Source organism: Salinigranum sp., assembly GCF_041641895.1.
Lineage (GTDB): Archaea > Halobacteriota > Halobacteria > Halobacteriales > Haloferacaceae > Salinigranum.
On the sequence record NZ_JBEPXO010000051.1, the window covers coordinates 1 to 26,822 of the forward strand.

Here is a 26,822-nt window from a genome sequence, read left to right on the forward strand (position 1 = left end):
CCGATGGTCCCCGAGGTCATCTCGATTCTCTACGGTTGCTTCAAAGTCGGCGCGATTGCCGTCCCCATCTTCTCGGGATTCGGCGTCGACGCCACCGCCACCCGCATCGAAGATTCGGAGTGTTCGGTCCTCTTTACCGGTGACGGCTTCTACCGCCGTGGCTCGCCACTCACCCTCAAAGAATCGGCCGACGAGGCCATCGAAGAAGCGGGCTACGTCGAACACACGGTCGTCTACGACCGCCTCGGCGACGAGGTCGACACCCCCTGGAACGACGACAGAGACGAGTGGTTCGCAGACGCCGTCGAGACTCAGGACGACGAGTACGACACCAAATCCCTGCCATCCGACCAGGAGTCGATGCTCCTGTACTCGTCGGGGACGACGGGCAAGCCCAAGGGTATCGTCCACACCCACGCTGGCGTCCAGATGCAGTGCGCCAAAGAGATCTACTTCGGCTTCGACCACAAGCCCTCGGACCGCTTCTTCTGGGTCTCGGACATCGGCTGGATGATGGGCCCATGGACGTTGATTGGCAACCACACGTTCGGCGGGACCATCTTCATGTACGAGGGCGCACCCGACCAGCCCGAACCGGATAGATTCTGGGAGATGATCGACCGCCACTCGCTCTCTGTGTTCGGCATCTCGCCCACCGCCATCCGCGCCCTCCGCAAACACGGCGACGAGTGGGTCGAAAACCACGACCTCTCCTCGATTCGCCTCCTCGGGTCGACTGGCGAGCCGTGGGACCCCGAATCCTGGCAGTGGTTCTACGAACACGTGGGCTGCGGCGAAGCGCCCATCATCAACATCTCAGGAGGAACCGAAATCTGCGGCTGTTTCCTCATGCCCATGCCCACCCAGCCGCTCAAGCCAACCTCGCTCGGCGGTCCCGGTCTGGGCATGGACATCGACATCGTGAACGACGCGGGCGAGTCCATCGCCGACACCCACGAACGCGGCTTTTTGATCGCCCGCGATTCGTGCCCCTCGACCACGAAATCGCTGTGGAGCGGTGACGAGCGGTATCTCGAAGAGTACTGGTCGACGTGGCCCGACGTCTGGGACCACGGCGACTGGGCCCAGAAAGACGAAGACGGCTTCTGGTTCTTACACGGCAGAGCCGACGACGCGCTCAACGTCGCGGGGCGGAAGGTGGGCCCGGCCGAAATCGAAGGCGTGCTCACCGAACACGAGGCAGTGAATCAGGCCGCCGCAGTGGGCGTCCCCGACGACACCACCGGGACCGCGGTGGTCGCGTACGTCGTCCTCGAAGACGGCCAGGAACCATCCGACGACCTCCGCGCCGAGTTGTCTGCGCTCGTCGGCGACGAACACGGCAAGCCGTTCCGCCCGCGCGAGATTCTGTTCGTCTCGGAGTTCCCCAAAACCCAGTCGGGGAAGGTCATCCGCCGGGCCATCTCGGCTATCTACCAGGGTGAGGAGTTAGGCGACATGAGCAGTATCGAGAACCCCGCTGCGCTCGACGAACTCAGAGACGCATCCTGACGCCACTGTCAGGCGTCGTCAACACCACAGTCTGGCGTCGGAAATTCGTTTTCGTCCTCGTGGGCTCGCGAGAGAAACAGAGAGAACAGCGGCAGGGCCGCAGAGCGGAGGTGCGAGTGGTCAGTCCGAGCGTTCCGCGTAGGGAGTGACGCCGGCGGCTTCCATGCGTTCGTGGAAGCGCTTGCGCCGGGCCTTCCGCTCCTCGGCAGACATCCGGTCGTTCGTCCAGATCTTGCCGCTCGTGTCCTGGTGGACCTCGCAGCTGTCGATCTCTTCGAGCGATTCGACGCGCTCGCAGATTTCGTCGTTGATGTCGAGGAAGTACGTACACCGCTGTGAGGTCAAGAGGAGCGTAATCTCGGTGTCGCGCCCGTCGACCTCGATCGACTCGACGAGGCCGAGGTCGATGATGTCGATCGGGTGCTCGCTCATACAGCTACAGGGGTCGAGCACCTTGCCCAGTTGCGCCTTGACCTTCGACTTGCGCTCGTCGTCGAACTCCGTGTCCGGCGTGACGTGCGTGGCGGGTTCCGTCCGCGCGTACGGATCTGTGTGTGCAGACATGGGTAGTTAGTCGTCGGATGCGAGGGCCGACTCGGCATCGTACGTCGACCACGGCGCGGCCGGGTACTCGTCGCTCTCCTCACGCTCGTTCTTGAGCTGGTCCCACTTGTCGCCCTCGATGTCTTTCTTGATCTGTTCGGGGTCCTTGTCGAGGAGCCGAAGCGCGTTCTTGCCGAGAATCTTCTCCTTGTCCTCCTGGGTGACTTCGGGGTAGTCGTAGTCCTCGATGAGGTCCTCGGGCATCTCGAAGTTCCAGATTCCCTCGATGGGCGGCTGGGGGTGCAGCGCCGTCGCCCCACCGGCGTAGACGATGCGGTCGGGGCCGGCCCAGTAGAGCATCTCACCGAGTGCCTTCGCGAACTTCCGCGGGCGGGTGTTGACGAGACACGCCGTGTTCTCGAGGTTCGCGTAGACGTTGTCGTGGCTCGCCATCGCGAGCACAGTCTCCTCGACGAACGAGAAGCCGGCGTGGATGATCTCGAAGTTGATGTCGGGGAACGAGTTGGCCGCGTCCTCGACGTCGCCCGGCTTGAAGTAGCGGACGGGAGCCGTCGCGAACGGGATGAACTTGTGGATAGCCAGCGTGTCGACCTCGGAGTCGGCGACGCGCTGGAGGAGGGGCCAGACGGCGTCTTCAGTGAGTTGGAGCGAGAGGTCGTTGCCGTTCTGGTAGCGCGCCGGGTAGAACTTGATGCCCTCCACACCCTCTTTCGCGGCGAACTCCTCGATCTGGTCGCCCGCGTCGTCCTCCAGCGGGTTGACGTCGACGTACATCGACACACGATTCTGGTTCTGCTCCATGAACTCGAACCCCTTCTCGCGGGAGACGTAGCCGTCGTGGAAGTAGTCGTCGAGCGGCAGGGAGTGGTACACCGAGTAGTCGATCTGGCTCTCCAAGAAGAGTAGCCGAGCGAGTTCCTCGGGCTGGTGGTCGCGGTAGAAGACCTCCTCCGACGGGACGTAGCCGTCGGGGAGGAGCTTCGCGCCGAGTTCGTACGTCTCGTCGTCCCATATCTGCGCGTGGGGGTGCTTGTGATTCTCCGGCGTGTGGTTGAAACAGTGTGACACGGAGTCAACCACGAGTGAGCCACTCTCTAACATCTCGTTTGTAGGTCAAGACACCGATTATTAAACATTTGGGTATCTGGGTGCGTCGGTCGGTGCGGCTCACCGGACTCACACCGGTGGGTCCACGGTCGACTCCCGAGACAGACACTCCAGACGCCGACGACACCGACGACCGGCGAGAAACACTTAATTGAGAGGCAGTAGCACGATAGCGTGTCTATGTCCGAGCGACTGCAGGGAAAGACAGCACTGGTCACGGGCGGGTCGTCCGGCAACGGCCGCGCCATCGCACGACGGTTCGCCGAGGAGGGGGCGAGCGTCACCGTCGCGGACGTCCGCGAGGACCCGCGGATGGGTGGCGACCCGACGCACGAACTCGTCGAGGCCGCGGGTGGGGACGCACAGTTCGTCCACTGCGACGTGAGTTCTATCGCGGACCTCCGCGAGGCCGTCGACGCGACCGTCGAGGTGTTCGGCTCGCTCGACGTGATGGTGAACAACGCGGGCGTGGAGCGGCAACTCCCGCTCGACGAAGTGACCGAAGAGGACTACGAGTGGCTGATGGACATCAACCTCAAGGGCGTCTACTTCGGGAGCCAGGCCGCCGTCGAAGTGATGCGCGAGCAGGACACGGGTGGGAGCATCATCAACATGTCCTCCATCGGGGGAATCCGGGGCCTGGAGAACTCCTCGCTGTACTGCACCTCCAAGGGCGGCGTGACGAACCTCACCCGACAGCTAGCGGTCGAACACGGAGAGGCGGGCGTCCGGGTCAACGCGCTCAACCCCGGCTTCATCGAGACGGCGATGACGATGGAGGACGGCGAGACGGCAGAGGGAATCCTCGAACAGACTCCCCTCGGACGTGCGGGTCAGCCCGAAGAAGTCGCCGACTCGGCGCTGTTCCTCGCGAGCGACGAGTCGTCGTTCGTCACCGGCCACAACCTCGTGATGGACGGCGGCTTCACCGCCTGAACGCGACCCCGAACGTGTCGTGAGCAACGCTTATTGAGTCGTGCGGGCAAGGTGTGAGCGCATGCTCTACGCAGAGGGACCCCTCTTGACCGTCGACGTCGGCGACCGCACGGCGGAGACGACTGACATCGGAGACGTCCACGAGACCTTCATCGGCGGGCGCGGCGTCGCCACACGACTCGCACACGAGCGCATCCCCTTCGACGCCGACCCTTTCGGCGAAGAGAACCGCCTCTTCTTCACCACGGGGCCGATGCAGGCGTCGAACATGTCGTTCACGGGCCGGATGAACTGCACGGGCGTCTCGCCACTGACGGACGGACTCCTCTCGTCGAACGCCGGCGGGTTCATGTCGCGGAACTTCGCCGCCACCGGCTACGGTGCGGTGGAACTCCGCGGCGCGAGCGACGAACTCCTCGTCGTCCACGTCTCCGACACCGGAGTCGAGTTCGAACCGGTCCCGGACCTCACGGGCGCGACGGTCCCCGAGACGGTCGACTACGTCGAGTCCGAACACGGCCTCGAACACGAACACGTCGCCTGTATCGGCCCCGGCGGCGAGAACCGGGTCCGGTTCGCCTGCATCATGACCTCCGAATCGCGGGCGTTCGGTCGTGGTGGTCTCGGGGCGGTGCTGGGGTCGAAGAACGTAAAGGCGGTCACGTTCGACGGCGACTCGGCACCCGACATCGACGTCCCGCCCGTCCAGATGGACGTCCACCGCGACGCGGCCACGTCGGACCACATCATGAAGCGGCAGGGGACCACCTCGGTGACGGACCTCGCCAACGAGGTGTCCGCCCTGCCGACGAGATACTTCTCTGAACTGCAGTTCGAGGGCGTCGAGGGCATCAACGGCGACCGGGTCGAGGAGAAGAAGTTCAAGAAGGCCACCTGTTCGGCGTGCGCGTTCGCGTGTAAACTCCCGACGAAAGACGAGGAGCGCGGCGTCGAGACGGAGGGACCGGAGTTCGAGACGGTGATGTCGTTCGGGTCGAACGCCGGCGTCGACGACATCGTCGACGTGATGCAGTCGAACGAACTGTGTGACAGATACGGGCTGGACAGCATCTCTTGTGGCAACGTCGTCTCGGCGTATCTGGCGAGCGAGGAGGAGTTCGGGAACACGGAGTTGATCTTCGAGACGGTCGAGCGAATCGCCCACCGCGAGGGCGTCGGCGACGTGCTCGCGGAGGGCATTGACCGCTTCCATCAGGAGCTAGGCGTCGAGAACTGGACGGTCAAGGGCCTCGACTTCGCCGCCCACGACGGCCGGACGCTGAACGGCCAGGGCCTGTCGTACGCAACGGCCACGCGGGGCGCGGACCACATGTTCACCACGATGTACGCGTGGGAGTACCCCCTCGTCGACAAGGACGACGCGTACAATCCGACCGGACTGGACGGAAAGCCCGAGATGGTCATCGAACAGGAGAACGCCCGGGCGCTGGAGGACTGCGGCATCGTCTGTCGCTTCTCGCGGAGTTTCATGACGCCCGAACGCTTCGAGGGCCTGTTCGGGGCCGACTACACGGACCTCCTCGACGTGGGGTCGCGGGTTGTCGATCTCGAACGGCACTTCAACAACCAGCGTGGCATCGACCGGAGTGACGACACGCTCCCGTACTCGCTCCCGGACTTCGAGGCGGCCCTCGACGAGTACTACGAGCGTCGGGGCTGGACCGACGACGGCGTCGTCCCCGAGGGGCGGGTGAACGCGGCCGCCAGCGCCGACTGACTGGGACTGTTTCTCGTCGTCGCGACGACGGTCAGTGAACGACCGTCGTCGGGCACTCGGCGCGCCGGACGACCTGTTCGGCGACGCTCCCGAGGAGGACGCGTGCGACGCCCGTCCGCCCGTGGCTCCCCATGACGATCTGGTCGACGTCGTGTTCGTCCGCGCAGTCGAGTATCTCCCGGACGGGCTTGCCGTCCGCGACGACTGTGGTCACGGAGACGTCGTACCCGTCGGTGAGTTCCCTCGCGTCCGCGAACAACTCCTCGGCGTCCTCCGTCGCCTTCTGGTACCAGCCCTCCAGTCGCCCCCGGCCGCCGCGGCCGGGGTCCGTGATGGACTCGCTGTAGTCGATGACGTGGACGAGGACGAACTCGTCGCCGTCGTGGACCGACAGCGCGTACTCGAGCGCGTGCTGTGCCTGTGGGGAATCGTCTAGCGCGACCAGGGTGCGTCCCATGGAGAGCAGTACGCTAGCACGGGACAAGAACGCTCGGGTCCGAGCGGGTCCGAGCGCGGTGACCGCGAGAACAGGGAGGCGAGGAGCGACGCCTTACTTCACGACGTCGATCTTCGCGCGGTCGATGGACAGCGCCACCGCCGCGACGACCACGAGCCCCAGGATGATCTCCTGGACGAACGAGTCGGTGCCGAGCAGGTTCATCCCGTTGTTCAGGACCGCGATGACGAGCACGCCCAGAATGGTCCGGTGGGGCCCGCCGACGCCGCCCGTCAGCGCCGTCCCGCCCATGACGATGGCGGCGATGCTGGGCAGGAGGAGTCCGCTCCCGATGTTCGGCGAGGCCGACGAGATGCGCAGCGTCAAGAGGACGCCGGCGATGCCACAGAGCAGCCCCGACAGCACGAAGGGATAGATCTTGTAGCGGTCGACCTTCGCACCGGCCAGCTCGACGACGCGCTCGTTCTCGCCCAGCGCGAAGCAGTACCGGCCGAACTTCGTCCGGAAGGCCAAGACGATGGTTGCCACGTAGATGAGCAGCCCCCAGAGCACGAGGTTGGGGATGCCGAAGACGTCCCCGGTCGAGATGGTGCGGAGGGCGGGATTCCGGAAGGTGATGGTCGAGCCACCGGTGATGATCTTCCCGACCCCGGCCATCACCGAGAGCGTCCCGAGCGTGACCAGGAACGAGGGCACCTTGAGCTTCGTGAAGACGAGGCCGTTGAACAGGCCGGCGAGCATCCCGACGCCGATGGCGAGCGGGATGGCGAGCAGGCCCAGGCCGAACTGCGAAATCAGGACGACGGTCACGACGCCCGTCAAGAGCACGACCGACTCGACCGAGAGGTCGATACTCTGCTGGAGGATGGGGAAGGTCCCCGCCAGTGCTACCAGCAGTAGCGTGACCGCGTTCTTCGCGACGTTGTCGAGCAGGTTGCCCTCGGTGAAGAAGCGCTCCGTCGTGAACGTGAAGAAGAGTATCAGCCCGAACAGCATGACGAACGGGCCCAGGTCCTGTATCCAGTCGTGGAGGGTGCGCTGCTCTCGTTGGTTGGTGATCCACTCGCTGACGCTACTCGTACTCATTGTCAGATCATCTCCTGTATCAGGTCCTCTTCGGTCGGTTTGTTACCCGGCGAGGCGTCGAAGGGTTCGCCGACGAACTCGCCTTTCGCCATCACGGCGATGCGGTTGGACATGCCGATGACCTCGGGCAGCTCGTCGCCGATGAAGACGATCGAGACGCCCTTGTCGGTCAGCTCTCGGCAGAGACGGTACACCTCCTCCTTGGCGCCGACGTCGATTCCCCGAGTCACGTTGTCCATCACGAGCACCGGGGTCTCCTGAGCCAGCCAGCGGGCGATGACGACCTTCTGCTGGTTCCCGCCGCTCAGGCCGTGCACCAGCGCGTTGGGGCCCGGCGTCTTGATGGACAGCTCCTCGATGGCGTCGAGCGTCGCCTCCTCCTCGGCGTCCAGGTCGAGCAGCGGCAGGCTACCGTGCATGTCCCGGACCATCGCCAGGGAGGTGTTGACCAGCACCGACTGGTAGAGCAGTAGGCCCTCCGATTTCCGGTCTTTCGGGATGTAGCCGACGCCCGCGTCGACCATGTCCGAGACCGTCGGGTTCTGCAGGGTGGTGTCGCCGACGGAGACCGAGCCCTGCGTCATGTCGAGGTCGCCCGCGAGCAGGCGCCCGAGTCGCTGTTTGCCCGAGCCCTCGACGCCGACGATACCGAATATCTCGCCCTCGCGGACGGAGAAGGAAATCGGGCCGACTGTGTCCTCGTGGACCACCTCGTCGACGGCCATCGCCGTCTCGCCGAGGTCGGCCTCGCGCTGCTGGTCGGGGACGCGGTAGTACTCGTCGGCCGTCTCCCGGCCGACCATCGCCTGCTGTAGCGAGTCCGTGGTGGCGTCGGCCGCCGTGGTGGAGCCGACGCGCTCGCCGTCTTTGAGGACGTAGATCCGGTCGGAGATCTGCAGCACCTCGTCGAGTTCGTGCGAGACGAAGACGAACGTCGCCCGCTCCCGCAGGTCGTTCACGAGGTCGAACAGTATCTTGCGGCCGCTCTCCTCGAGGCCGGCCGTCGGCTCGTCGAGCAGGATGACGGGGTTCTCGGACTTCTGAGACACGTGGAACGCCTTCGCGATTTCGAGCATCTGGCGCTCGTTGAACGAGTAGTTGCGCACGCGCTCGTCCACGTCGATGTTGATGCCCAGATCGTCGACGAAGGCCTGGGCCTCCTCGCGCATCTGTTCCTTCTCGAGCACCCCGAAGCGCTCCTTCTCCCGCCCGAGATAGAGGTTCTCGTACCCCCGCATGGTCGTGATGACGTCCTGCTCCTGGTGGACGAGCGAGACGCCGTAGTCCGCCGCCTCACGCGGGTTCGTGAACGTGACGGGGTCCCCGTCGACGTACAGCTGGCCCTCGTCGGCCTGTAACACGCCGGTCAGGATGTTCAACAGCGTACTCTTGCCCGCGCCGTTCTCCCCGACCAGACCGATGACCTCACCGTGGTCGACCGCCAGCGACACGTCCTTGAGGGCCTGTACGTGACGGAACGACTTCGAGATACCCTCGACGCGGAAGCTGTGATTCTCACTCCCGGGGCGATCCCGGTCCGCGTCCATCGCGTCGGTGTGTGTCTGTGATGCCATGGGGGTCTGTGGTGAGAATTATTTGAGCGGGTTGTTCTGGAATCGATCCACGTACAGCTGGGTCGTCTCCTCCTGGACGGCGTCGTCGGTGTAGACGCCCGGCAGGCTGTAGCCACTCGGCTTGTCCTCGTCCTTCCAGTCGAGGACTTCCTTCATGTCCTCGAGGTTCATCGGCTGCATGTCGATCTGGGGGTCCCAGGCGTCCTCGCCGGCCTCGACGACGGACATCTTCGTCCAGTCGTAGGGCGTCTCGCCCGAGAAGATGGCGTCGTTGTAGTCGGCGGCGTCGACGACCGGGAGCCGGTCGATGGCGTCGGTCCACTCGCTGGGGTTCTTGACACAGACCGGCGCGTTGAACGCCATCATCCGCTCTGCGCCGCTGAGCGTGTGCCCGTTGATGAAGTCGTGGCACTTCGCGACCGACCAGCCGGCCTGCCACGGGCCCATGCCCGAGACGGTGCCAGTCATCCGGTCCTCGGCGATGGCCGCGAGCCCGGGCTCGCTGGCGTCGATGCCGACGACGGGCACGTCGATGTCGTTCTCCTCGAGGATGGTGAGCCCACCCAGCGCGACGGCGTCGTTCTGGCCGAAGTAGCCTTCGATGTCGTCGCCGAACTGGGAGACCTTGTCGTTCATCACCTGACGGGCGTCCGAGCGGATCCAGTTGCCCGGCTGGCGTGGCCCCGCCATCTCGATGTCGGGGTACTCCTCCATCGCTAGGTCGACACCCTTGTTCCGGCCGATGTTCGGAGCCGTGCCGCGGTTGCCCTCGATGTGGACGAACGTCCCACTGCCGCCCATCGCCTCGAACAGCATCTTCGCCGCGCTGTAGGCGTGGTTGACGAAGTGGGGTGTGAAGAACGTCACGTACTCTTCGCCTGCGTCCTGCGGGACGAACCAGTCGGCGATGGTGACCGCGAGCACGCCCGGGGTTTCGCCCTCGACCAGCGTCTCCGCCAGCGTAATTGCGGCGGCGTTGGTGTAGGTCTGCCCGGCGATGAAGTCCGCGTTGTTGGACACCGCCGTGTCGAACTGCTGTTGCTGTGTCTGGACCTCGCCGTTGTTTGTCTGGACGTTCGTCTCGTAGCCGAAGGCCTCACAAGCCTCGAGGTAGCCCTTCTCCCAACTGAGCCAGTAGGAGTTCTGCCGGTTGGCGATGGAGCCCATCGACGTCTTGGTCCCACCGTCCGACCCGGAGCCGCCTGACGAGTCGGTCCCGCTGGAGTCACTCCCCGAGGAGCCACTCGAGCCACCTGAACTGGTCGACGAGCCACCGCCGCCGGATCCACCCGCACAGCCAGCGAGCCCTCCCAGTGTGACCGCCGAGCCACCGACGGCGGTCTTTTTGAGGAAGCGACGCCTGGACTGGTTTCTGCTATCTCGTGCCATGTTTACGACATCCACATGTGGTCAACCCCTCGGTATATAGTTTGTGATTGAAAATCAGGACAGTCCGAGGGCCGGTCGGCTCGCCGCGGGCCCCACGCAGGCACGCTCCGGCCGGGGTCAATACATCACTTTGCCCGCCGAGACGTTGACGTCCTGACCGGTGATACGGTCGGCGTCGTCCGAGCAGAGGAACGCCACGGTGTTCGCGATGTCCTCCCGCGTCACCAGTTCCTTGCGGGGGCTCTCGTCCTCCGCACGCTGTCTGACGACCTCGTAGCTCTGGCCAGTCGCCTCCGCCTTCTGCTCGAAGACGCGTCGGATGCGCGGGCCGTCGACCGACCCGGGACAGACCGCGTTGACGTTGATGTCGTGCTCGCCGACTTCGGCGGCGAGGGTCCGGGTAAACCCGATGAGCCCCATCTTGGTCGTCGCGTAGGGCGTTCGCTGGCGGAGCGGGCGCTTGCCGGTGACGGATGCGATGTTGACGATGCGACCGTAGCCCGCGGTTTTCATGGACGGGAGCAGCGTCCGGCAGGTGTAGAACGGGCCGCGGAGGTTCACGGCGACCGTCTCGTCCCACTCCTCGGAGCTGACCTGTTCGCAGGCGGAGGTGGGCCCCGCGATGCCCGCGTTGTTGACGAGGTGCTCGACCGTCCCGAACTCGCCCAGTGCGGCCTCGACGGTCGACTCGACGTCTTCGAGGCGCTTCAGGTCCGTCTGGAGGGCGAGCGCCCGTTGCCCCTCTGCCTCGACGAGTTCGACCGTGGACGCCATCTCGGTCTCGTCCAGGTCGGCGACGACGACGTCGTTCCCGCGAGCCGCCAGTTCGACACAGATCGCCTGGCCGATACCACGCCCTCCACCGGTCACCAGGGCTGTGCTATCTCGTTCCATACCTCCCCAAGTCAGACGAAAGTACATAAAGATAGTGACCATCCGCCGCGCCGCCCCCTTCGGCGGCACGAGCGGCGCCGCCCGAAATAGTAAAGTCCCGACGCGAAACACGTCGGAGTATGCCGTACCAAGGATACAGCGACTACTTCGACAAGAAGCTCGTCATCACCGTCGCGACCACCGGCGGCCTCCACGGGAAGGAGGCGAACCCGAACCTCCCGACTCAGCCCGAAGAGGTCGCACAGGACCTCGCGGCGTGTGAGGAGGCGGGCGCGTCGATGGTCCACCTCCACGCCCGCGACGAGAACCACGAGGACACCAAGTCGGTCGAGCGGTTCCAGGCACTCAGAGACGCCATCGACGACCACTGCGACGACATCCTCGTGAACTTCACCACCGGCGGCGGGGGCATCTACACGCGCGACGCGCGCATCGCGCCGGTCCTCGAGACGGACCCCCGGCCGGAGGTGGCTACGGTCGACCTCGGTCCGATCAACTTCGGTCAGACCCGGACGGCCGAGAACACGCGCGAGCAGAACGAGGAGTACGCGGAACGGATGCGCGACGCCGGCGTGAAGCCCGAACTCGAACTGTTCAACCCCGGCCACATCCCCGAGGCGGAGCACCTCATCGACGAGGGACTCCTCGAAGAGCCGTACTGGGCGACGGTCATCTTCGGGATGCAGAACGGGATGCCGCCCGGGCCGCGGAACCTCGTGAACTTCGTCGACAACCTCCCGGACCCCGTCGAGTGGCAGTGTCTCGCCGTGGGGAAACACCAGCTTCCGATGACCACGGCCGCCATCACGATGGGTGGGCACGTCCGCGTGGGAATGGAGGACAACGTCTACTACCGGAAGGGGGAACTCGCCGAGAGCAACGCCCAGCTCGTGAAACGGACGGCACGCATCGCCGACGAACTCGAGCGCGAAATCGCCTCACCGGCGGAGACGCGCGAGCTACTCGGGCTCTGAGTCGATTCGGTACACACGAATCGACAGTCGATCGCGGTTCTCACCCACCGATTCGCTGTCTCTTTGGTTCGTGAGTGACGGAACCGGGGGACCGACGCCGCGACTGGCGCGTTGCGTGTAAACGTGTCACAATATCTCAGGCCATCGGAAGCGAAGTGTTTTGCACGTGGCGAATTTTAAGTACGGTGGCCTCGATGTGTCCTACATGAGTACCCAAGGCGGCGGCCGGACGCTGCAGACGACGGCGACCTCACTGCGCGTCGTCGAGACGCTTCGAGAGCTGGACGGAGCCCGGGTGACGGAACTGGCAGAGGCGATGGATCTGGCACCCAGTACCGTCCACGCGCACCTGACGACGCTCGCGGAGAACGAGTACGTCGTCAAGTCCGGCGACGTCTACCACCTGAGTCTCACCTTCCTGAGTCTCGGCGACTACGTTCGTAACAGGCGAAAGGCGTACCGTATCGCCGAGTCGTACACCGAGCAGCTAGCCGACGAGACCGAGTGCCGAGCCGTGTTCGCCGTCGAGGAGAACGGACGGGGCGTCTACATGTACACATACTCGGGCAAACACGCCGTCTGGACCTACTCGACGGTCGGCAAGCGGTTCTACCTCCACCAGACGGCCGCCGGGAAGTCCATCCTCTCGCAACTCCCCCGACAGCGCGTGGAGGACGTCGTCGACGAGTGGGGACTCCCCGCGGCGACGGAACACACCATCACGGACGTCGACACCCTGCTGGAGCAACTCGAGACGGTCCGAGACCGAGGGGTGGCGTTCAACCACGAGGAGCAACTCGACGGTGTCAAGGCCGTCGGTGTCCCGGTGAACGGCGCGGACGGCCGGGTCGTCGGGGCGTTCAGCGTCGCGAGTCCGGCGAACCGGATGAACGACGACCGGTTCGAGACGGACCTCCCCGAGACGCTGCTCGGCGTCGCCAACGAGTTCGAACTGGAGAACTCGTTGACCTGATATCGTTACATCACTACGGCAGTAACGGGTGAACGAGACGAACGTTCGTGAGGATTCGACGCTCGCGAACGACGCACCTGTGGAACGGGCGCGACAGTCGGGGCCACGAGGCCGAGACGGTCGGAGGTCCGGACAACCAATTACACCAGTACCACTGTAACTGCGCACGACACGAACGTTCGTGAGGATTCGACGCTCGCGAAAACGAACACGCGTCCGGAGTCGGCGACTCGTCGGTTCCGGCGACTACCCGTCTACAGAGACACGGGGATGAGTACCGCCCGAAGGGCACGAGGACAGCGGCGCAGTAGTACAATGAGTTATATCGCACTGGACCGCCTCGACGGCCATCCGGCTCGCGACCAGTCGACGGGGGTGTCACCGGGACGTGACGACCCCCACGAACGGTTATCCCCGTCCCGCCCCCCAGACCGGGTGTGAACACCACGGGGACATCCTCGGACGGACCGCACCAGGGTCAGCCCACCAGGTACGCGGGCGCACCGCTCCGCGTGGCTGACGCGGCCGTCGTCCTCCTGCACGGGCGGGGCGCGACGGCCGTGAGCATCTTCGACCTGTTCGATGCGCTCTCCGTTCACGGCGTCGCGTACGCCGCACCACAGGCGCAGTACAACCGCTGGTACCCGGGGTCGTTCCTCGCCCCGCCCGAGACCAACGAACCCGAACTGACGTCCGCGCTCGCCGCCGTAGACGCCGCTGTCGACGACGTCGTCGCCGGCGGCGTCCCGGTCGAACGCGTCGTCGTCGGTGGGTTCTCACAGGGCGCGTGTCTGGCGGCGGAGTACGTCGCCCGGACCCCTCGTCGGTACGGTGGACTGGTCGTGTTGAGCAGCGGACTCGTCGGCCCCGAGGGAACGGCCTTCGAACACTCGGGTGACCTCGCCGGCACGCCCGTCTTCCTGGGGTGTAGCGACGTCGACCCGTACGTCCCCGTCGAACGGGTCCACGCGTCCCGCGACGTCTTCAGGGCGCTCGGTGGCGACGTCACCGAACGAATCTACGAGGGGATGGCTCACACGATCACCGACGACGAACTCGCGGTCGTCGCCGACCTCCTCGTGACGCTCGTAGAGGACGCGGGGACGACCGACCGCCGCGGGAACGGAGACCCGGACCGATGAGCCTCCCGCCGTCGACACCGGGGATGCACCACGTCTCCGTCGTCACCGGCACGACCGCGGATACGTACGGTTTTTACACAGAAATTCTTGGACTAAGGCTCGTCAAGCGGACGGTGAACTACGACGACCAGTTCATGCACCACCTCTACTTCGGCGACGAGCGTGGGCGGCCGGGGACGCTGCTGACGTGCTTCCCCTTCGAGCGCGGAACGGAGGGGCGCGTCGGACGGCCACAGCCGACGGCGACGGCGCTCTCCGTACCGCGAGCGAGCGTCGAGTACTGGGCCGAGCGCCTCGCCGACTACGATGTCGACCGCGAGGAGCGGTTCGGCGAACCGGTGCTCCGGTTCACCGACGGCGCCGGCCAACCGCTCGAACTCGTCGGGAGCGAGCCGGTCGGGGAGCCGTGGACCGGGGGCTCGGTGCCGCGAGAGCACGCCATCCGCGGGTTGCACAGCGTGACGCTCGCCTCGGCGAGTCCGTTCCAGACCGCCAGCGTCCTCGACGCGCTCGGCTTCGAACTCGACGCACAGGAGGGTGACCGCGTGCGGTACCGGACGGGCGAGACGGTGCCGGGGTCGGTCGTCGACGTCCTCGATTCGATCCTCCCGTTCGGCCGCGAAGGTGTTGGAACGGGCCACCACGTCGCGTTTCGGTTCGACGACGAGGACACGCTGGCGGCCTGGCACGACGTGTTCGTCGAGGACGGTCTCTCACCCTCCCGCGTGCGTGACCGGCAGTACTTCCACTCGCTGTACGTCCGCGAACCCGGAGGCATCCTCGTCGAGCTGGCGACGGACGGACCGGGACTGACCGCCGACGAGTCGGTCGATTCCCTCGGGGGAGCACTCCGACTCCCGCCGTGGCTCGAACCGGACCGCGAGATGATAACCGCACAGCTACCACCACTCACAGACGACGGAGAGACGGAGCGGTAGCGCCCCCGACGGAAGCGGGCGGCGTCAGTAACCGAGTTGCTCCCGGACGAGGACGACCGAGGTCCGGCCCTCGGCGAGTTCCTTGCGGAAGACGAGCTGCTTGGCGATGGCGCTCTCGACGCCGTAGGCGTCCTGTGCACGCTCGTTCTCGAGGGGGTAGGCGACGTTCTCCAGACGCTCGAGGGCGGCGTCGAGGTCGTCGACGATCTTGTTGACACCGCTGACGACGACGACGTTGCCCGCGGCGAACGGGTACGCGCCGATGCGACTCCCGGAACGGTCCGCGGCGACGAGTTCGCCGGTGCGCGCGATGGCGTTGATGCCGCCGACGAAGTAGTCGGCCGTCTGCGCCTTCCGGCGTGCGGTGGCTCGTTCCTCGTCGTCGTCGATGGCCCACACCTCGGCGTGGAGGTTCTCCCACGCGTGGTCACCCTCCATCAGGTGTTCCACGAACCCGACCTCTTCGAGCGTCGTCGAGTGACCGTCCATCACGGAGGCACCGTCGGGAATCAGCGATTCGATCGCCTCCAGCGCTTCCTCGCGGGTGTCGACGACGGTGACCGCGAACCCGTTCGCCTCGAGGTTCGCGACGGTCTCGTTGAGTTCGTCGTCGCTCGGAAGTGCGTCGAGTTCGTCGTCGATACGGACGTCGTCGTAGTCGGATTTCTGCTGAGACATGAGGGGGAATGCCGCGGTGACGCGACGGTTCCGACTACAGGTGGAACGGTGATAAGCGCTCGCGGACACCGGTGTCAGCGGGTTACGCGCGGGTTACTACCGTCACGCGGACGGGTGACGCGACACGGTGAGACAGCGGCGCCGGCGTGCAGACCACGTCGGTGGGCGCGCCGTGCGCGCCGCTCGCTCCACTCGCCGGGGTCGAATCGACTCGTCACACACGCACGGACTCACTGTGGTCTCGTGCCGGACCGAGACTCGGCGCTCGGGAGGTGAGTCCGAGAGAAGTAGCGGGAGGTAGATTTGAACAACGCGGACTCCGCGTCGCTCCGTCCTCTCGTTCAAATCAACTCTGGCCTCTGTTGCCGACCTCCGAGGCCGCTCCGAGACGAGACTCGCCGCTCGAGGAGTGAGGTCGACAAAACATAGCGGGAGGTAGATTTGAACTACCGATCTCCGGGTTATGAGCCCGGCGGAATCTCCTGGCTATCCCATCCCGCTACTGGGTACGAATCGGTGGGTGCGGTTAAGGGTTATGATTACGACGCCGTATGGTACTTTTCGGCGTGAGAGTCAGCCACGTCCCACCTGCCAGGTGACGAGGCTCTCCGCGACGTAGTTGACGAGCATCCCGGTGCCGATGCCGGCGACTTTCGAGACGACGAACCAGCCGTCGATGTCGAGCACGGTCAGGTCGAGGGCGACCGCCCGGTAGAAGAAGCGGAACGTCGCCAACTGGACGACGATACCGCCGGCGCGGACGAGGTTCGAACGCAGGAGTCGACCGAGTGCCGCACCGACACCCGCGGCCCCCTGCTCGGCGAACGTCCAGTTGTCGTTGAGCAGGAACATGACCACGATGGCGACTTCGATGCCGACGAACACCGCGAGTTCGGGGAAGACGCCGAGTTCGCGGAGCACCGTCGACGTCGTCACGTCGAAGACGGCACCGACGGCACCGACGGAGGCGAACTTGCCGAACCGCCGGCCCGAGAGGAGCGCGTCGACGACCGACATGGGGTCAGTCGTCCACCGCGTCGGCCCCGAGTCGTTCGACGAGCGAGGGGCCGCTGTCGCGTGACCGTTCGAGGAGTGCGTGCAGGCGGTCCTGACGGAGCGACCGGGCGCGATGCCGCGAGCGGACGAGCGCCCACCCGAGTCGGAGGGTCGTGTCGACGGTGGAGACGGTCGACTTGGGGTGGTCCTCCCACGTGACCGGCACCTCGGCGACCCGGCAGTCGAGCGCGCCGGCGACGGAGACGAGTTCGATGTCCCACGCGAAGCCGGGCTCGTAGAGGTGTTCGCGGACGGCCGCCCACGCCGCGACCGAGAGCGCCTTCGCCCCACACTGGTAGTCGTACAGGGAGACGTCGAGGAACCGGCGGGCGAGCCACGCGAAGCCGTCACCGAGTCGGCGGCGCGCGAGCGTCTGGTGGGAGACGACGTCCGCGTCGGGGTGTCGCCGCGACCCGACTGCCAGGTCCGCGCGCCCGTCGACGACCGGCTGGACGACGTCCGCGAGCGACTCGGCGGGGGTCGACCCGTCCGCGTCCGCGAACGCGATGACGTCGACGTCGGCCCGGGAGGCGAGCGACTCGAACCCGGCGGTGATGGCCGCGCCCTTGCCGCGGCGGTCGGCGCTCGTCGACACCTCGACCGGAACCGAACACGCCCGGAGGGCGTCGAGGGTCTCGGAGCGGGGGGCGTCGAGTTCGACGCGGAGGACCGCGGGGGAGCACGCCTCATCGAGCGCCGCGAGGTAGCTCGTGATCCGCGCGGTGTCGGGACGGTAGGCGGGAACGACGACACCGACGTTGCTCATTGGGGGTGGATTGCGCAGGGGTGTTAAAAAACCGACCGATACCTACCCACGGGTGGTCCTCCGGTCGTGTCGGCACTCGTGCTGCCGTGAGAGTCCCGCGGTGCCGTGAGAGCCGGCCGCGTCACCGGCTCACCACCGCGGAGACGAAGACGACGAACCCGACCACGCCGACGACACCGAAGGCGGGGAGCGCGACGAGGACCAACTCGTCCGAGAGGGTCCCGGTCTGGATGGCAGCCTGCACGACGGTGAACCCGAGGACCGCACCCAGGAGCGTCAGTCCACCCGCGATCGCTCGCCGTCTGTCGAAGGCCGACTCTCCCGTCCGGCCCACTTCACCCCCGTCCCGCCGTGGTGTGCGGTCGTCCATCGAGGTGACCGACGGGGTGACTCCCCTTCAAGGGTCGGTCCGGTTCCGGGCGCGACACCGGCCGGGTCGGGGGTTCCGAGTCGTCGTGGTCGACGGCGACGCATCACACCCGCGTGAACAGTCGGGGACGGCGACCTGTCCGCGACGGTGACAGAGACATAAAGCGTATAACGGGTCGAGCGCGTCGATTGCTGTGTATGGAGTACGCGCTGGTCCTCCGCTGGCTTCTCCTGTTCGCGCTCGTCGGTGCGGCCGGCGTTCCAATCGCCGCCCGCCTCTTCTCCGTCTCGGGTCGCGGCGCGGGGTTCACAGTCCCCGTCGCGCTCGTCGTCCTCACCCTGCCCGCGTACTGGGTCGGGCACCTCTCGCTCACGGCGGGACTAGTCGTCGGGACGCTCACGCTCGTCGGTGCGGCGCTCCTGACGGGACTCGACCGGGACGCGCTCCGTGACGGGAGCGTCCGAGCGAGTCCGTCCCTGCGGCTCGACCGTCGCGCGCTGGCGGAGTCGGCCGTCGTCTTCGTCGTCGCCTTCTCGTTTCTCGTCGCCGTCAGGGCTGTCGACCCCGCCGTTCACGCGCTCGGCGGCGAGAAGTTCCTCGACTTCGGCCTCCTGAAGTCGCTCTCGCGGACGACGGCGCTGCCGCCCGAGGACATGTGGTTCGCCAACGAACCCGTCCGTTACTACTACGGGGGCCACCTCGTCACGGCGCTGCTCGCGCGACTCTCGTTCACGCCCCCGCGCTTCGCGTACAACCTCGGACTGGCCGGCTTCTACGCGATGCTCGTCACCGCGGCGTACGACCTCGCGGCGTCGGTCGCTGCGGCTCGGAGAGGGGCGGACGCCGACCGGCCGAGGCCGTCCTCCGCACGTCTGGCCGGCGCGTTCGGCGCGTTCTTCGTCGGCGTGGCCGCCAACCTCCACACCGCCGCGGACGTCGCGCTGGGACTGCTGCCCACGGGACTCGGAACCGCAGTCGCGACGTGGATCGCGGACGGGACCGGCGCCGAACCGGACGAGGTCCTGTCGGGGTCTTCGAACTTCTTCTACTTCGACGCCTCGCGGGTCATCCCGGGGACCATCAACGAGTTCCCGCTGTTCGCGTGGCTCAACGGCGACCTCCACGCACACATGATGGGCCTCCCGTTCCTCCTCCTGGCCGCGGGGCTGGCGTTCGCCTACTACGAGACGCCCGCCGAGGCGCGGACGCGGCGCCGCCTCCTGGTGTTCGGGGCCATTCCCGTCGTGGCGGGCCTCCAGTCGGTGGTCGACACGTGGAGTTTCCCGACTCTGTTCGGCGTCCTCTTCCTCGCGGTGGCGTTCGCGCCCGCCCACCCCCTGACGCTGTTCTCCGAGCGGACCGTCCAATCGTTCGAGTCGCGGCTCCGGAGAGAGGGGCTCCGACTCGCGAGCGCGCTCGGCGTGGCGGTGCTGGCGGGCGTCGTCGGCGTCGTCCTCTCGGCGCCGTTCGTCGTCCTCGCGAGCGGCGGGGGGAGCAGTCGCTCGCTCGAGATTCTCGCCGCCGCGGAGCGGAGTTCGCTCGTCGGCCTCCTTCTGGTCCACGGTGGGTTCGTCCTCGCGTTCGGCACGTACCTGTTCGGCCGCGTCGGGCGCGCGATACCGGTACTCGTCGGCGTCGCAGCCGTCGCACTCGTCGCGAGCGCCATCGGCCTGCCCGTGCTCCTGCTGACGCTCCCCTTGCTCGTGCTCGGCTTCGTCGCCCTCCGGTTCGGCCGGCCGGTCGGCTTCGAGACGGTGCTGGTCGTCGGCGGTGCCGGCCTGGTGACGATGGTCGAACTCGTCTACCTCACCGAGCAGGCCGGCCCGCTGCGGATGAACACCGTGTTCAAGTTCTACATCCAGGTGTGGGCGCTGTGGGGTGTCGCCGCCGGGGCCGTCGTCGCCGGGTTGCTCCGCGGACGCACCGCCGAGACGGGGGCGGGGACGAGGACGGAGACGACGAGACGCGAGGCAGTCGCCACCGACGGCGGCGGCATCGGCGTCGGTGTGGCGCGGCGCGTCCTCGTCGTCGGGTTCGTCCTCCTCCTCGTCGTCTCGACGAGCACGTACGGGGCCTTCGCGCTCGGCAACCACTTCGAGAACGCCCCCGAGGCGACCCTCGACGCGACGGCGTTCGTCGAGTCACAGCATCCCGAGGAGGCACCCGCCATCGACTGGCTCGACGCCCGCGAGGGCCAGCCGACGCTCCTCTCCGCCCCGGGGACGACGTGGCACTCGCGGGGCGGGACCGACGAACGCGAGCGGGGGATGTACGCGTGGACGTCGAACCCTGCCGCGAGCATGACGGGCGTCCCGACCGTCGCAGGGTGGCAACACGAGGTCGGCTACCGCGGAACGGACGCGTACTACTCACGCGTGCGCGACGTCGACACGATGTTCCTCGGGCAGCCAGAAGAGCAGGCACGACTCCTCAGACAATACGACGTCGAGTACGTCTGGGTCGGTCCGTCGGAGCGGCTCAGATACGACGACGTCACCGTCACCGACCTGCAGGGGGTTGAAGTCGCGTACGAGCAGGGGTCGGTGACGGTGTACCGGGTCGACCACGAGGAACTACCCGCGGGGTGACTCGCCGACGCTGGCCGACCCGGACCGATGGGAGGACGGCCGTGTCGAGTGGGGGAGTGACGGAGGAAGACGGACGACGGACGGTAGGTGATGAGTTCGAAGAGCGGCCGCGACGCGACTGAGGGACCTCAGACGCCGCGCTTCTGGACGACGGTGAGCGCCTCGGCGTCGACGGAGTCCACCTCGAGGAAGTGCGGGACGTACTCGCGCTTCTCGAACGTCTCGCGCTCGTCCTCGGTGCCGATGGTGCACCACAGCTGGACCTCGTCGGGGCCGTGGAACTCCCCCTGGCGGTCGATGGCGAAACAGATCTGCTCCTCGCCGTCCCACTCGATGACGGCGTCGCGCCGGATGCCGGGGTCGCCACGGACGATGAGCTTCTTCATACTCCGGGGTTCCGGCGACGCGGGCTTAATCTCTTCGGGATTCTGCGACCGGGCGTGCGTCTCGGCGGGGCGTCGGCCGCGCCCCGGAACCAAACGGGTTTTAACGAGCGACGTCAAAAACCCGGCAAGGTAGATAACATGCAGATACCTCGCCGATTTAATACGTACTGTCCGCACTGCAACGCGCACCACGAACACGAGGTCGAGAAGGTCCGTACCGGCCGCGCGACGGGGATGAAGTGGGCCGCCCGCCAGGAGCGCCGTGGTGAGGCCACCATCGGGAACGCCGGCAAGTTCTCGAAGGTGCCCGGCGGTGACAAGCCGACGAAGAAGACCCACCTGAAGTACCGCTGTTCCGACTGCGGCAAAGCCCACATGCGTGAGGGGTGGCGCGCCGGCCGACTGGAGTTCCAGGAGTAACTATGGCAGGTTCCTACTACCGCGTCAAGTGTACCGACTGCGAGAACGAACAGGTCGTCTTCGGCAAGGCCTCGACGCCCGTCAACTGCGCCGTCTGCGGCACGACGCTGGCGACGCCCACGGGCGGGAAAGCACGAATCGACCACGAAATCGTCGAAACAGTCGAGGCCCGCTGAGGGGGGATAACGGATGAAGTACAGTGGCTGGCCCGACAAAGGCGAACTCGTGGTCGGCAAAGTCGACGACATCGCCGACTTCGGCGTCTTCATCGACCTCGAGGAGTACGAGGACAAGCGCGGCCTGGCACACATCTCGGAGGTGGCCTCGGGCTGGATCAAGAACGTCCGTGACCACGTCCGCGAGGGTCAGACCGTCGTCGCGAAGGTGCTCGACGTCAACGAGTCCTCCCAGCAGATCGACCTCTCCATCAAGGACGTCAACGAGCACCAGCGCAAGGAGAAGATACAGGAGTGGAAGAACGAACAGAAGGCCGACAAGTGGATGTCGCTGGCCTTCGGCGAGGACGTCTCCGACGAGCAGTACTCGGCCGTCGCGAACGCCGTCCTCGCGGAGTTCGACAGTCTCTACGAGGGGTTCGAGCAGGCCGCAATCCACGGTTCCGCCGCCCTCGAGGACGTCGACCTCTCCGAGGACGAGGTCGAGGCGTTCGTCGAGACGGCCCGCGAGAACGTCTCCGTCCCGTACGTGAACGTGACGGGGTACGTCGACCTGCGCTGTCCGGTCGGCGACGGCGTCGAGCACATCCGGGAGGCGCTCAAGGCTGCCGGCGGAAACGGCGACGTCCCCGAAGGCATCGAACTCGAGGTGACCTACGTCGGGTCGCCTGAGTACCGCATCAAGGTGCGCGCGCCCGACTACAAGACGGCCGAGTCCGAACTCGAATCGGCCGCCGGACGCGCGCGGTCGGTCATCGAGTCCCACGGCGGGACCGCGATGTACCACCGCGAGCGACACGAAGACGACGAGTAGCGGGGCGAGACCGGTGAAGTCCGACATTCGGGTCTGTACCGCCTGGCGCGACAGACACGGCCGACCCGTCTACGCGCTCTCGGAGGTCTGTCCCGTCTGCGGGTCCGAGACCGAGAACAGCGCCCCCGCACCGTTCGACCCCACCGACGCGTACGGCGAGTACCGACGACGGCTGAAACGCGCTCGCCGGGACGGCGTCGACGGAGACGAGGACGAAGGGGAAGGCGCCGACGAGGACGAAGGCGCCGACGACCGGAGCGGGCGCGACTGACTCGGCGTCGACGGCACACCGCCGTCAGCGACAGTCACCTGCCGCGTCCAGCGTGAGAGAGACCGTGTTCCCGTGCGCGGCAGTCTGGAAGGCGAGTTCCCCACCGGAGCGGTCGACGGCCCAGTGGACGAGCCACAGCCCCAACCCGCTCCCGTGGTAGACGGAGCGGACGTCGCGTTCGCCGCGGAGGACGCGAATCTCCTGGACGGGAATCGGTGGACACTCGTCGTCGACCGAGAGCGTGACCGTCCCGGCGTCGTCGTCGACCGTGACCGAGAGCGTGACGGTCGGGTCGCTCACGTCGGCGTGTTCGACGGCGTTCGTCAGGAGTTCGTGGACAGCCAGCGGGAGCTTCGACACCGCCCGGACTTCAGCCTCCGCCGGAAGCGACGTCTCGACCGTCGCCTCGGGGTATCGGTCCCGAACGCGCCCACAGACGTCCGCCACCGTCGCGACGAGGTCGAAGACGGCCGTGTCGGCGTCGTTCGTGAGGAGGCCGACGATGTCGCGTTCCTTGTCGACCGTCCGCAGGAGGTGTTCGCCCGTCTCGAGAATCTGTGAGACGCTGGCCGCGACGGCGTCCCCGCCGTTCGCCCGGACCTGTTCGGCGTGTCCGAGGATGAGGTTCATCTCGTTCCGGAGGTTGTGCCGGAGGAGGCGGTCCATCACGAGGAGTTGGCGTTCGCGTTCGCGTCGGTCGGTCACGTCGCGGGCGAACCCGACGACCGAGGCGACCTCCCCCTCGTCGTCCGTGAGTGGGTGACCCTGCACCCAGACCCACGTCCGATAGCCGTCGGTGGCGTCGACGCGGTACTCGATGTCGACCGGGTCGCCGCCGGAGAGGCGTGCCATCGCCGCTTCGACTCTGTCGCGGTCGGCGGGGTGGATACCGCGGACGAAGTCGGCCGGGTCGTCACGGAGGTCCTCGACGGACCGTCCCCACACCGACTCGTACGCGGAGTTGATGAACAGCACCTCCGACCAGTCGCCGGAGAACATCCAGAGGACGTCGGTGGTGTGCTCCGTGATGTCGAGGAGGCGCTGGTGGGTGTGGTGTCTGTCTTCTTCGGCCTTTCGCCGGGCGCTGATGTCACGACAGGAGACGACGTACTCGTCGGCGCCGAGCGCCGGTTCGGTCGACATGTTTGCGGCCAGCCAGACCCACGAGCCGTCCGCCGCACGGTACCGGAACTCCGTGGGTGACAGCGCCGAGTGGTCGTCCTCACGCGGGGCCGCCTCGACGAGTCGCGTGAACTCCGAGGTGACGCGCGAGCGGTCGTCGGGGTGGACGAGGGCGAGTGCGTCCCGGCCGAGGACGTCGTCGGGTGCGTAGCCGAGCACGCGCTCGAGAGCCAAGTTCGCGTACTGGAATCGTCCCGACCCGTCGAGGACCACGACGATGTCGAGGGTTCGGTCGAGAAGCACCGCCTCGACCGGCGTAGTGTCCATTGTCGGCAGTCGAACAGCAGGGTATCAAAACCTATCCGTCCAGTACTCATCCGTGATAACCTGGCGACACGGTGCCGACACGTTCCGGGTGCAGTCGCCCCCGGCCCGCGGGCGAGCGTGGTGTATCCACCCCGGCGGTCCCGGAGGTCACCGTCCGCCACCGACCAACGCCCTCTTATGACCCGCCACCGCGACTAGGGGACATGGACGACATCGAAGTCGAGGTGCTGGCCGACCCGGAGCTCACCGAGCCGGTATTCATCGAGGGGCTCCCGGGAGTCGGTCACGTCGGGAAGCTGGCGGTCGAACACCTCCTCGAAGAGTTCGAGAGCAGGGTGGTCCGGCGCGTCTACGCGACGGAGTTCCCGCCGCAGGTGACCATCGAGGACGGCGTCGCCGAACTCGCGTCCGCGGAGATTCACGCCGTCAGCGTCCCCGCCACGGCCACGGACGGTGAGGGCGAGGACGGCGACGGCGTCGACCTCCTCGTGTTGACCGGCGACCACCAGGCGCAGACGAACGCGGGCCACTACCGCCTGACGGAGGCGTTCCTCGACCTCGCCGAGGAGTTCGGCGTCCGGCAGGTGTTCGCGCTCGGCGGCGTCCCGACCGGCGAACTGGTCGAGGAGCCGAGCGTCCTCGGCGCGGTGTCGGCCGCAGAACACGTCGAACCGCTCGAGGAGGCCGGCATCGAGTTCCGCGAGGACGAACCGGCCGGTGGCGTCGTCGGCGTCTCGGGGCTCATGCTCGGCCTCGGCGGGCGACGCGGCTTCGACGTCGCCTGTCTGATGGGCGAGACGAGCGGCTACCTCGTCGACCCCAAGAGCGCACAGGCCGTCCTCGTCGCGCTCGAGGAGATTCTCGGGTTCGAGGTCAGCTTCGAGTCGCTCGAAGAACGCGCCGAGGAGATGGAGGAGGTCGTCGGGAAGATACAGGAGATGCAGAACCAGCAGGGGTCGGTCCCGACGGACGACGACCTCCGGTACATCGGCTGACCCGACGTCCGACTCAGGACTCGACCGACACCGTCACCTCGAAGCGCGCCCCGCCACTCGCACTCTCCCCGACGTCGACCGCCCAGCCGTGGGCCTCGACGACGCGCTCGACGATGGCGAGGCCGAACCCCGTCCCCTCCGCGTTCGTCGTGAATCCGCGCTCGAAGACCTGGTCGCGGGCCGCCGGGTCGATGCCGACCCCGTCGTCCTCGACGGCGAACCCCTGGCGGTCGTCGAGGCCGGTGAGCCGGACCGAGACCGACCCGCGACCGACCTCGGGGGCGTGCTCGACACTGTCGTCGGGCGTCGCCCGACTGCCCGTGGAACCGTGTTCCACGCTGTTCCTGAACAGGTTCTCGAACAGCTGTCGGAGGCGACTCGGGTCGGCCCGGACGGTGAGGGTCGGGTCGAGGTCGACCGTGAGGGAGCTCTCTTCGGCGGCGACGGTGTTCCACGCCCGCCGGGCGACGTCGACGACCGACGTCGGGGTGGACTCCGACACGGTCTCGCCCTGCCGTGCCAGTTCGAGGAGGTCGTCGACGAGCGCCGACGTCCGGTCGATGGCGGCCTCCGCCTCCGAGATGTGCCCCTCGTCGCCTGTCGTCTCGTACAGGTGGAGGCGGCCGCGAGCGACCTCCAGCGGACTCCGGAGGTCGTGTGAGACGACCGAGGCGAACTCCGCTAACCGGTCGCGCTGTCGTCTGATCTGTTCGGCCTGCTCCGTCCGCGTCGTCGTGTCGGTGCCGACAGCGACCAGCGAGACCACCGCGGTGTCGTCGCGCTCGTCGGTGGTGCGGGCGTCGCCGAGGACGTCGCCGTCGGGAGGTCCGTAGACCGGGTAGACGGTCGCGCTGACCGTCCCGGAGCCGTCCGTTCCGAAGTACGCACACTCGAACGGTGCGGCCTCCCCCGTCGCCGCCGTCTCCACCGCCTCCCTGACCGTCGCGACGGCGTCGTCGGACGCCCACCACGGAGTCTCCCAGAACGGCCGGCCGAGGGCCGAGTCCGGGTCGGAGAGCGTCGACCGCGCCGTGTCGTTCGCCTCACGGAGCGTCCCGTCTGGGTCGAGGATGCCGGCGAACGTCCGCGGGTTGTCGAACAGCGCGCGGAACCGTCGGGTCGCCTGCCGGAGGTCACCTTCGCGCTGCTCCCGTTCGAGTTCGTAGCTCACCCACCGCGTCAGCAGTTCGACGAACACGGTCTGAGAGTCGGTGAACGGCTCGTCCCGGGGGTCGGTGTCGGCGAAGCAGAGCGTCCCATACAGGTCGCCGTCGACGCTGACCTTCCCGCCGAGGTAACACTCCAGCCCGAACAGTTCGTAGCCCGGGTCGTCCCGCCAGTCCCCGTGTTCGGCCGTGTGGACGACGGCGAGGAGGCCGTCGGTATCCAGCGTTCGCCGGCAGTACGACTTCGAGAGCGGACACGACTCGCCCGACTGGAGGAGCGGGTGGTCGCCGACTGCGTGGACGATGCGCTGGGTGTCGTCGGTGATCCGGGTCAGGAATCCGAGGCGCACGTCGAGGCGGTCACAGGCGAGCGCGAGCGTCTGCTCGACGCGTTCGTCGAGCG

26 protein-coding genes, 1 tRNA gene and 1 pseudogene are annotated in these 26,822 nt (G+C 66.9%); 13 read left to right on the top strand and 15 right to left on the bottom strand.

The features are described 5' to 3' along the window. Positions 1-1,512: acyl-CoA synthetase (locus ACESK5_RS11920; RefSeq protein WP_372911789.1), on the top strand; the 1,512-nt coding region annotated here is incomplete at its 5' end. A 120-nt stretch (positions 1,513-1,632) separates the two neighbouring features. Here the strand turns inward: ACESK5_RS11920 and ACESK5_RS11925 are convergent. Together ACESK5_RS11925 and ACESK5_RS11930 are read right to left on the bottom strand one after the other, a co-directional pair. Then, complete coding sequence (locus ACESK5_RS11925; protein WP_372911790.1) at positions 1,633-2,076, bottom strand: metal-sulfur cluster assembly factor; 444 nt, start codon at positions 2,074-2,076, stop codon at positions 1,633-1,635. A 6-nt stretch (positions 2,077-2,082) separates the two neighbouring features. Next, positions 2,083-3,177 carry an amidohydrolase family protein gene (locus ACESK5_RS11930; RefSeq protein WP_372911791.1) on the bottom strand — a complete coding sequence of 365 codons (1,095 nt, stop codon included), beginning with the start codon at positions 3,175-3,177 and terminating at the stop codon, positions 2,083-2,085. Between the two features lie 186 nt (positions 3,178-3,363). Between ACESK5_RS11930 and ACESK5_RS11935 the strand changes: the two genes are divergently transcribed. Both ACESK5_RS11935 and ACESK5_RS11940 read left to right on the top strand, forming a co-directional pair. Then, positions 3,364-4,119 (top strand): SDR family NAD(P)-dependent oxidoreductase, encoded by a 756-nt coding sequence (locus tag ACESK5_RS11935; RefSeq protein WP_372911792.1) that lies wholly within the window; start codon positions 3,364-3,366, stop codon positions 4,117-4,119. A 61-nt stretch (positions 4,120-4,180) separates the two neighbouring features. Next, positions 4,181-5,857: an aldehyde ferredoxin oxidoreductase family protein gene (locus ACESK5_RS11940; RefSeq protein WP_372911793.1), complete on the top strand. Its 1,677-nt coding sequence runs from the start codon at positions 4,181-4,183 to the stop codon at positions 5,855-5,857. A 31-nt stretch (positions 5,858-5,888) separates the two neighbouring features. On the opposite strand, the gene ACESK5_RS11945 is transcribed toward ACESK5_RS11940, so the two are convergent. The 5 genes from ACESK5_RS11945 to ACESK5_RS11965 all read right to left on the bottom strand — a co-directional run bounded on the left by ACESK5_RS11945 (position 5,889) and on the right by ACESK5_RS11965 (position 11,257). Then, positions 5,889-6,314: a universal stress protein gene (locus ACESK5_RS11945; protein ID WP_372911795.1), complete on the bottom strand. Its 426-nt coding sequence runs from the start codon at positions 6,312-6,314 to the stop codon at positions 5,889-5,891. Between the two features lie 93 nt (positions 6,315-6,407). Continuing rightward, positions 6,408-7,310, bottom strand: coding sequence for an ABC transporter permease (locus ACESK5_RS11950; protein WP_372911814.1), 903 nt, complete (start codon positions 7,308-7,310; stop codon positions 6,408-6,410). Between the two features lie 92 nt (positions 7,311-7,402). Further along, positions 7,403-8,974, bottom strand: a complete 1,572-nt coding sequence (locus tag ACESK5_RS11955; protein WP_372911796.1) for a sugar ABC transporter ATP-binding protein — start codon at positions 8,972-8,974, stop codon at positions 7,403-7,405. A gap of 18 nt (positions 8,975-8,992) precedes the next feature. After that, complete coding sequence (locus ACESK5_RS11960) at positions 8,993-10,141, bottom strand: sugar ABC transporter substrate-binding protein (protein WP_372911797.1); 1,149 nt, start codon at positions 10,139-10,141, stop codon at positions 8,993-8,995. A 339-nt stretch (positions 10,142-10,480) separates the two neighbouring features. Further along, positions 10,481-11,257, bottom strand: a complete 777-nt coding sequence (locus tag ACESK5_RS11965; protein WP_372911798.1) for an SDR family NAD(P)-dependent oxidoreductase — start codon at positions 11,255-11,257, stop codon at positions 10,481-10,483. 119 nt (positions 11,258-11,376) lie between these two features. On the opposite strand from ACESK5_RS11965, the gene ACESK5_RS11970 reads away from it, so the two are divergent. The 4 genes from ACESK5_RS11970 to ACESK5_RS11985 all read left to right on the top strand — a co-directional run bounded on the left by ACESK5_RS11970 (position 11,377) and on the right by ACESK5_RS11985 (position 15,284). After that, positions 11,377-12,231 (top strand): 3-keto-5-aminohexanoate cleavage protein, encoded by an 855-nt coding sequence (locus tag ACESK5_RS11970; RefSeq protein ID WP_372911799.1) that lies wholly within the window; start codon positions 11,377-11,379, stop codon positions 12,229-12,231. A 205-nt stretch (positions 12,232-12,436) separates the two neighbouring features. Beyond that, positions 12,437-13,204, top strand: a complete 768-nt coding sequence (locus ACESK5_RS11975; RefSeq protein ID WP_372911800.1) for an IclR family transcriptional regulator — start codon at positions 12,437-12,439, stop codon at positions 13,202-13,204. Between the two features lie 437 nt (positions 13,205-13,641). Next, on the top strand, positions 13,642-14,346 hold the full coding sequence (locus tag ACESK5_RS11980) for an alpha/beta hydrolase (protein ID WP_372911801.1): 705 nt from the start codon (positions 13,642-13,644) through the stop codon (positions 14,344-14,346). Further along, entirely contained in the window at positions 14,343-15,284 is a 942-nt protein-coding gene (locus ACESK5_RS11985) for a ring-cleaving dioxygenase (RefSeq protein WP_372911802.1), read from the top strand. Before ACESK5_RS11980 ends, ACESK5_RS11985 begins: the two co-directional genes overlap by 4 nt. Before the next feature lie 24 nt (positions 15,285-15,308). Here ACESK5_RS11985 and ACESK5_RS11990 read toward each other — a convergent pair whose 3' ends face one another. The 5 genes from ACESK5_RS11990 to ACESK5_RS12010 form a co-directional block, all read right to left on the bottom strand. Then, complete coding sequence (locus tag ACESK5_RS11990) at positions 15,309-15,962, bottom strand: lactate utilization protein (protein ID WP_372911803.1); 654 nt, start codon at positions 15,960-15,962, stop codon at positions 15,309-15,311. Between the two features lie 426 nt (positions 15,963-16,388). After that, a tRNA-Met gene (locus ACESK5_RS11995) sits at positions 16,389-16,463 on the bottom strand. Positions 16,464-16,535: 72 nt separating this feature from the next. Further along, positions 16,536-16,979 carry a GtrA family protein gene (locus tag ACESK5_RS12000; protein ID WP_372911804.1) on the bottom strand — a complete coding sequence of 148 codons (444 nt, stop codon included), beginning with the start codon at positions 16,977-16,979 and terminating at the stop codon, positions 16,536-16,538. 4 nt (positions 16,980-16,983) lie between these two features. Further along, entirely contained in the window at positions 16,984-17,784 is an 801-nt protein-coding gene (locus ACESK5_RS12005; protein WP_372911805.1) for a glycosyltransferase, read from the bottom strand. A 121-nt stretch (positions 17,785-17,905) separates the two neighbouring features. Then, complete coding sequence (locus ACESK5_RS12010) at positions 17,906-18,154, bottom strand: hypothetical protein (protein ID WP_372911806.1); 249 nt, start codon at positions 18,152-18,154, stop codon at positions 17,906-17,908. 197 nt (positions 18,155-18,351) lie between these two features. Here ACESK5_RS12010 and ACESK5_RS12015 point away from each other — a divergent pair, with 197 nt between their 5' ends. Further along, entirely contained in the window at positions 18,352-20,742 is a 2,391-nt protein-coding gene (locus tag ACESK5_RS12015; RefSeq protein ID WP_372911807.1) for a DUF2298 domain-containing protein, read from the top strand. 128 nt (positions 20,743-20,870) lie between these two features. Here ACESK5_RS12015 and ACESK5_RS12020 read toward each other — a convergent pair whose 3' ends face one another. After that, positions 20,871-21,128 carry an HAH_0734 family protein gene (locus ACESK5_RS12020; RefSeq protein ID WP_372911808.1) on the bottom strand — a complete coding sequence of 86 codons (258 nt, stop codon included), beginning with the start codon at positions 21,126-21,128 and terminating at the stop codon, positions 20,871-20,873. A 138-nt stretch (positions 21,129-21,266) separates the two neighbouring features. On the opposite strand from ACESK5_RS12020, the gene ACESK5_RS12025 reads away from it, so the two are divergent. The 4 genes and pseudogenes from ACESK5_RS12025 to ACESK5_RS12040 form a co-directional block, all read left to right on the top strand. Further along, positions 21,267-21,548, top strand: a complete 282-nt coding sequence (locus tag ACESK5_RS12025) for a 50S ribosomal protein L44e (RefSeq protein ID WP_103424649.1) — start codon at positions 21,267-21,269, stop codon at positions 21,546-21,548. Positions 21,549-21,550: 2 nt separating this feature from the next. Then, complete coding sequence (locus ACESK5_RS12030) at positions 21,551-21,724, top strand: 30S ribosomal protein S27e (protein ID WP_372911809.1); 174 nt, start codon at positions 21,551-21,553, stop codon at positions 21,722-21,724. Positions 21,725-21,737: 13 nt separating this feature from the next. Continuing rightward, positions 21,738-22,538 (top strand): translation initiation factor IF-2 subunit alpha, encoded by an 801-nt coding sequence (locus ACESK5_RS12035; RefSeq protein ID WP_372911810.1) that lies wholly within the window; start codon positions 21,738-21,740, stop codon positions 22,536-22,538. A gap of 13 nt (positions 22,539-22,551) precedes the next feature. Then, positions 22,552-22,728, top strand: a pseudogene (locus ACESK5_RS12040) (RNA-protein complex protein Nop10); the annotation flags it as partial. A gap of 105 nt (positions 22,729-22,833) precedes the next feature. Here ACESK5_RS12040 and ACESK5_RS12045 read toward each other — a convergent pair. Beyond that, positions 22,834-24,258, bottom strand: coding sequence for a PAS domain-containing sensor histidine kinase (locus tag ACESK5_RS12045; RefSeq protein ID WP_372911811.1), 1,425 nt, complete (start codon positions 24,256-24,258; stop codon positions 22,834-22,836). A 203-nt stretch (positions 24,259-24,461) separates the two neighbouring features. Here ACESK5_RS12045 and ACESK5_RS12050 point away from each other — a divergent pair, with 203 nt between their 5' ends. Further along, a complete protein-coding gene (locus ACESK5_RS12050) occupies positions 24,462-25,253 on the top strand; it encodes a proteasome assembly chaperone family protein (protein WP_372911812.1) in 792 nt (263 codons plus the stop codon). 13 nt (positions 25,254-25,266) lie between these two features. Here the strand turns inward: ACESK5_RS12050 and ACESK5_RS12055 are convergent. Next, positions 25,267-26,822 (bottom strand): ATP-binding protein (locus ACESK5_RS12055; RefSeq protein WP_372911813.1); only part of this gene is annotated, 1,556 nt, incomplete at its 5' end.

Coding starts and splice junctions, on each gene's coding strand:
- ACESK5_RS11925 (WP_372911790.1), bottom strand. CDS start 2,076: ATGTCTGCACACACAGATCCGTACGCGCGGACGGAACCCGCCACGCAC.
- ACESK5_RS11930 (WP_372911791.1), bottom strand. CDS start 3,177: ATGTTAGAGAGTGGCTCACTCGTGGTTGACTCCGTGTCACACTGTTTC.
- ACESK5_RS11935 (WP_372911792.1), top strand. CDS start 3,364: ATGTCCGAGCGACTGCAGGGAAAGACAGCACTGGTCACGGGCGGGTCG.
- ACESK5_RS11940 (WP_372911793.1), top strand. CDS start 4,181: ATGCTCTACGCAGAGGGACCCCTCTTGACCGTCGACGTCGGCGACCGC.
- ACESK5_RS11945 (WP_372911795.1), bottom strand. CDS start 6,314: ATGGGACGCACCCTGGTCGCGCTAGACGATTCCCCACAGGCACAGCAC.
- ACESK5_RS11950 (WP_372911814.1), bottom strand. CDS start 7,310: ATGCTGTTCGGGCTGATACTCTTCTTCACGTTCACGACGGAGCGCTTC.
- ACESK5_RS11955 (WP_372911796.1), bottom strand. CDS start 8,974: ATGGCATCACAGACACACACCGACGCGATGGACGCGGACCGGGATCGC.
- ACESK5_RS11960 (WP_372911797.1), bottom strand. CDS start 10,141: ATGGGCTCCATCGCCAACCGGCAGAACTCCTACTGGCTCAGTTGGGAG.
- ACESK5_RS11965 (WP_372911798.1), bottom strand. CDS start 11,257: ATGGAACGAGATAGCACAGCCCTGGTGACCGGTGGAGGGCGTGGTATC.
- ACESK5_RS11970 (WP_372911799.1), top strand. CDS start 11,377: ATGCCGTACCAAGGATACAGCGACTACTTCGACAAGAAGCTCGTCATC.
- ACESK5_RS11975 (WP_372911800.1), top strand. CDS start 12,437: ATGAGTACCCAAGGCGGCGGCCGGACGCTGCAGACGACGGCGACCTCA.
- ACESK5_RS11985 (WP_372911802.1), top strand. CDS start 14,343: ATGAGCCTCCCGCCGTCGACACCGGGGATGCACCACGTCTCCGTCGTC.
- ACESK5_RS11990 (WP_372911803.1), bottom strand. CDS start 15,962: ATGTCTCAGCAGAAATCCGACTACGACGACGTCCGTATCGACGACGAA.
- ACESK5_RS12000 (WP_372911804.1), bottom strand. CDS start 16,979: ATGTCGGTCGTCGACGCGCTCCTCTCGGGCCGGCGGTTCGGCAAGTTC.
- ACESK5_RS12005 (WP_372911805.1), bottom strand. CDS start 17,784: ATGAGCAACGTCGGTGTCGTCGTTCCCGCCTACCGTCCCGACACCGCG.
- ACESK5_RS12010 (WP_372911806.1), bottom strand. CDS start 18,154: ATGGACGACCGCACACCACGGCGGGACGGGGGTGAAGTGGGCCGGACG.
- ACESK5_RS12015 (WP_372911807.1), top strand. CDS start 18,352: ATGGAGTACGCGCTGGTCCTCCGCTGGCTTCTCCTGTTCGCGCTCGTC.
- ACESK5_RS12020 (WP_372911808.1), bottom strand. CDS start 21,128: ATGAAGAAGCTCATCGTCCGTGGCGACCCCGGCATCCGGCGCGACGCC.
- ACESK5_RS12025 (WP_103424649.1), top strand. CDS start 21,267: ATGCAGATACCTCGCCGATTTAATACGTACTGTCCGCACTGCAACGCG.
- ACESK5_RS12030 (WP_372911809.1), top strand. CDS start 21,551: ATGGCAGGTTCCTACTACCGCGTCAAGTGTACCGACTGCGAGAACGAA.
- ACESK5_RS12035 (WP_372911810.1), top strand. CDS start 21,738: ATGAAGTACAGTGGCTGGCCCGACAAAGGCGAACTCGTGGTCGGCAAA.
- ACESK5_RS12045 (WP_372911811.1), bottom strand. CDS start 24,258: ATGGACACTACGCCGGTCGAGGCGGTGCTTCTCGACCGAACCCTCGAC.
- ACESK5_RS12050 (WP_372911812.1), top strand. CDS start 24,462: ATGGACGACATCGAAGTCGAGGTGCTGGCCGACCCGGAGCTCACCGAG.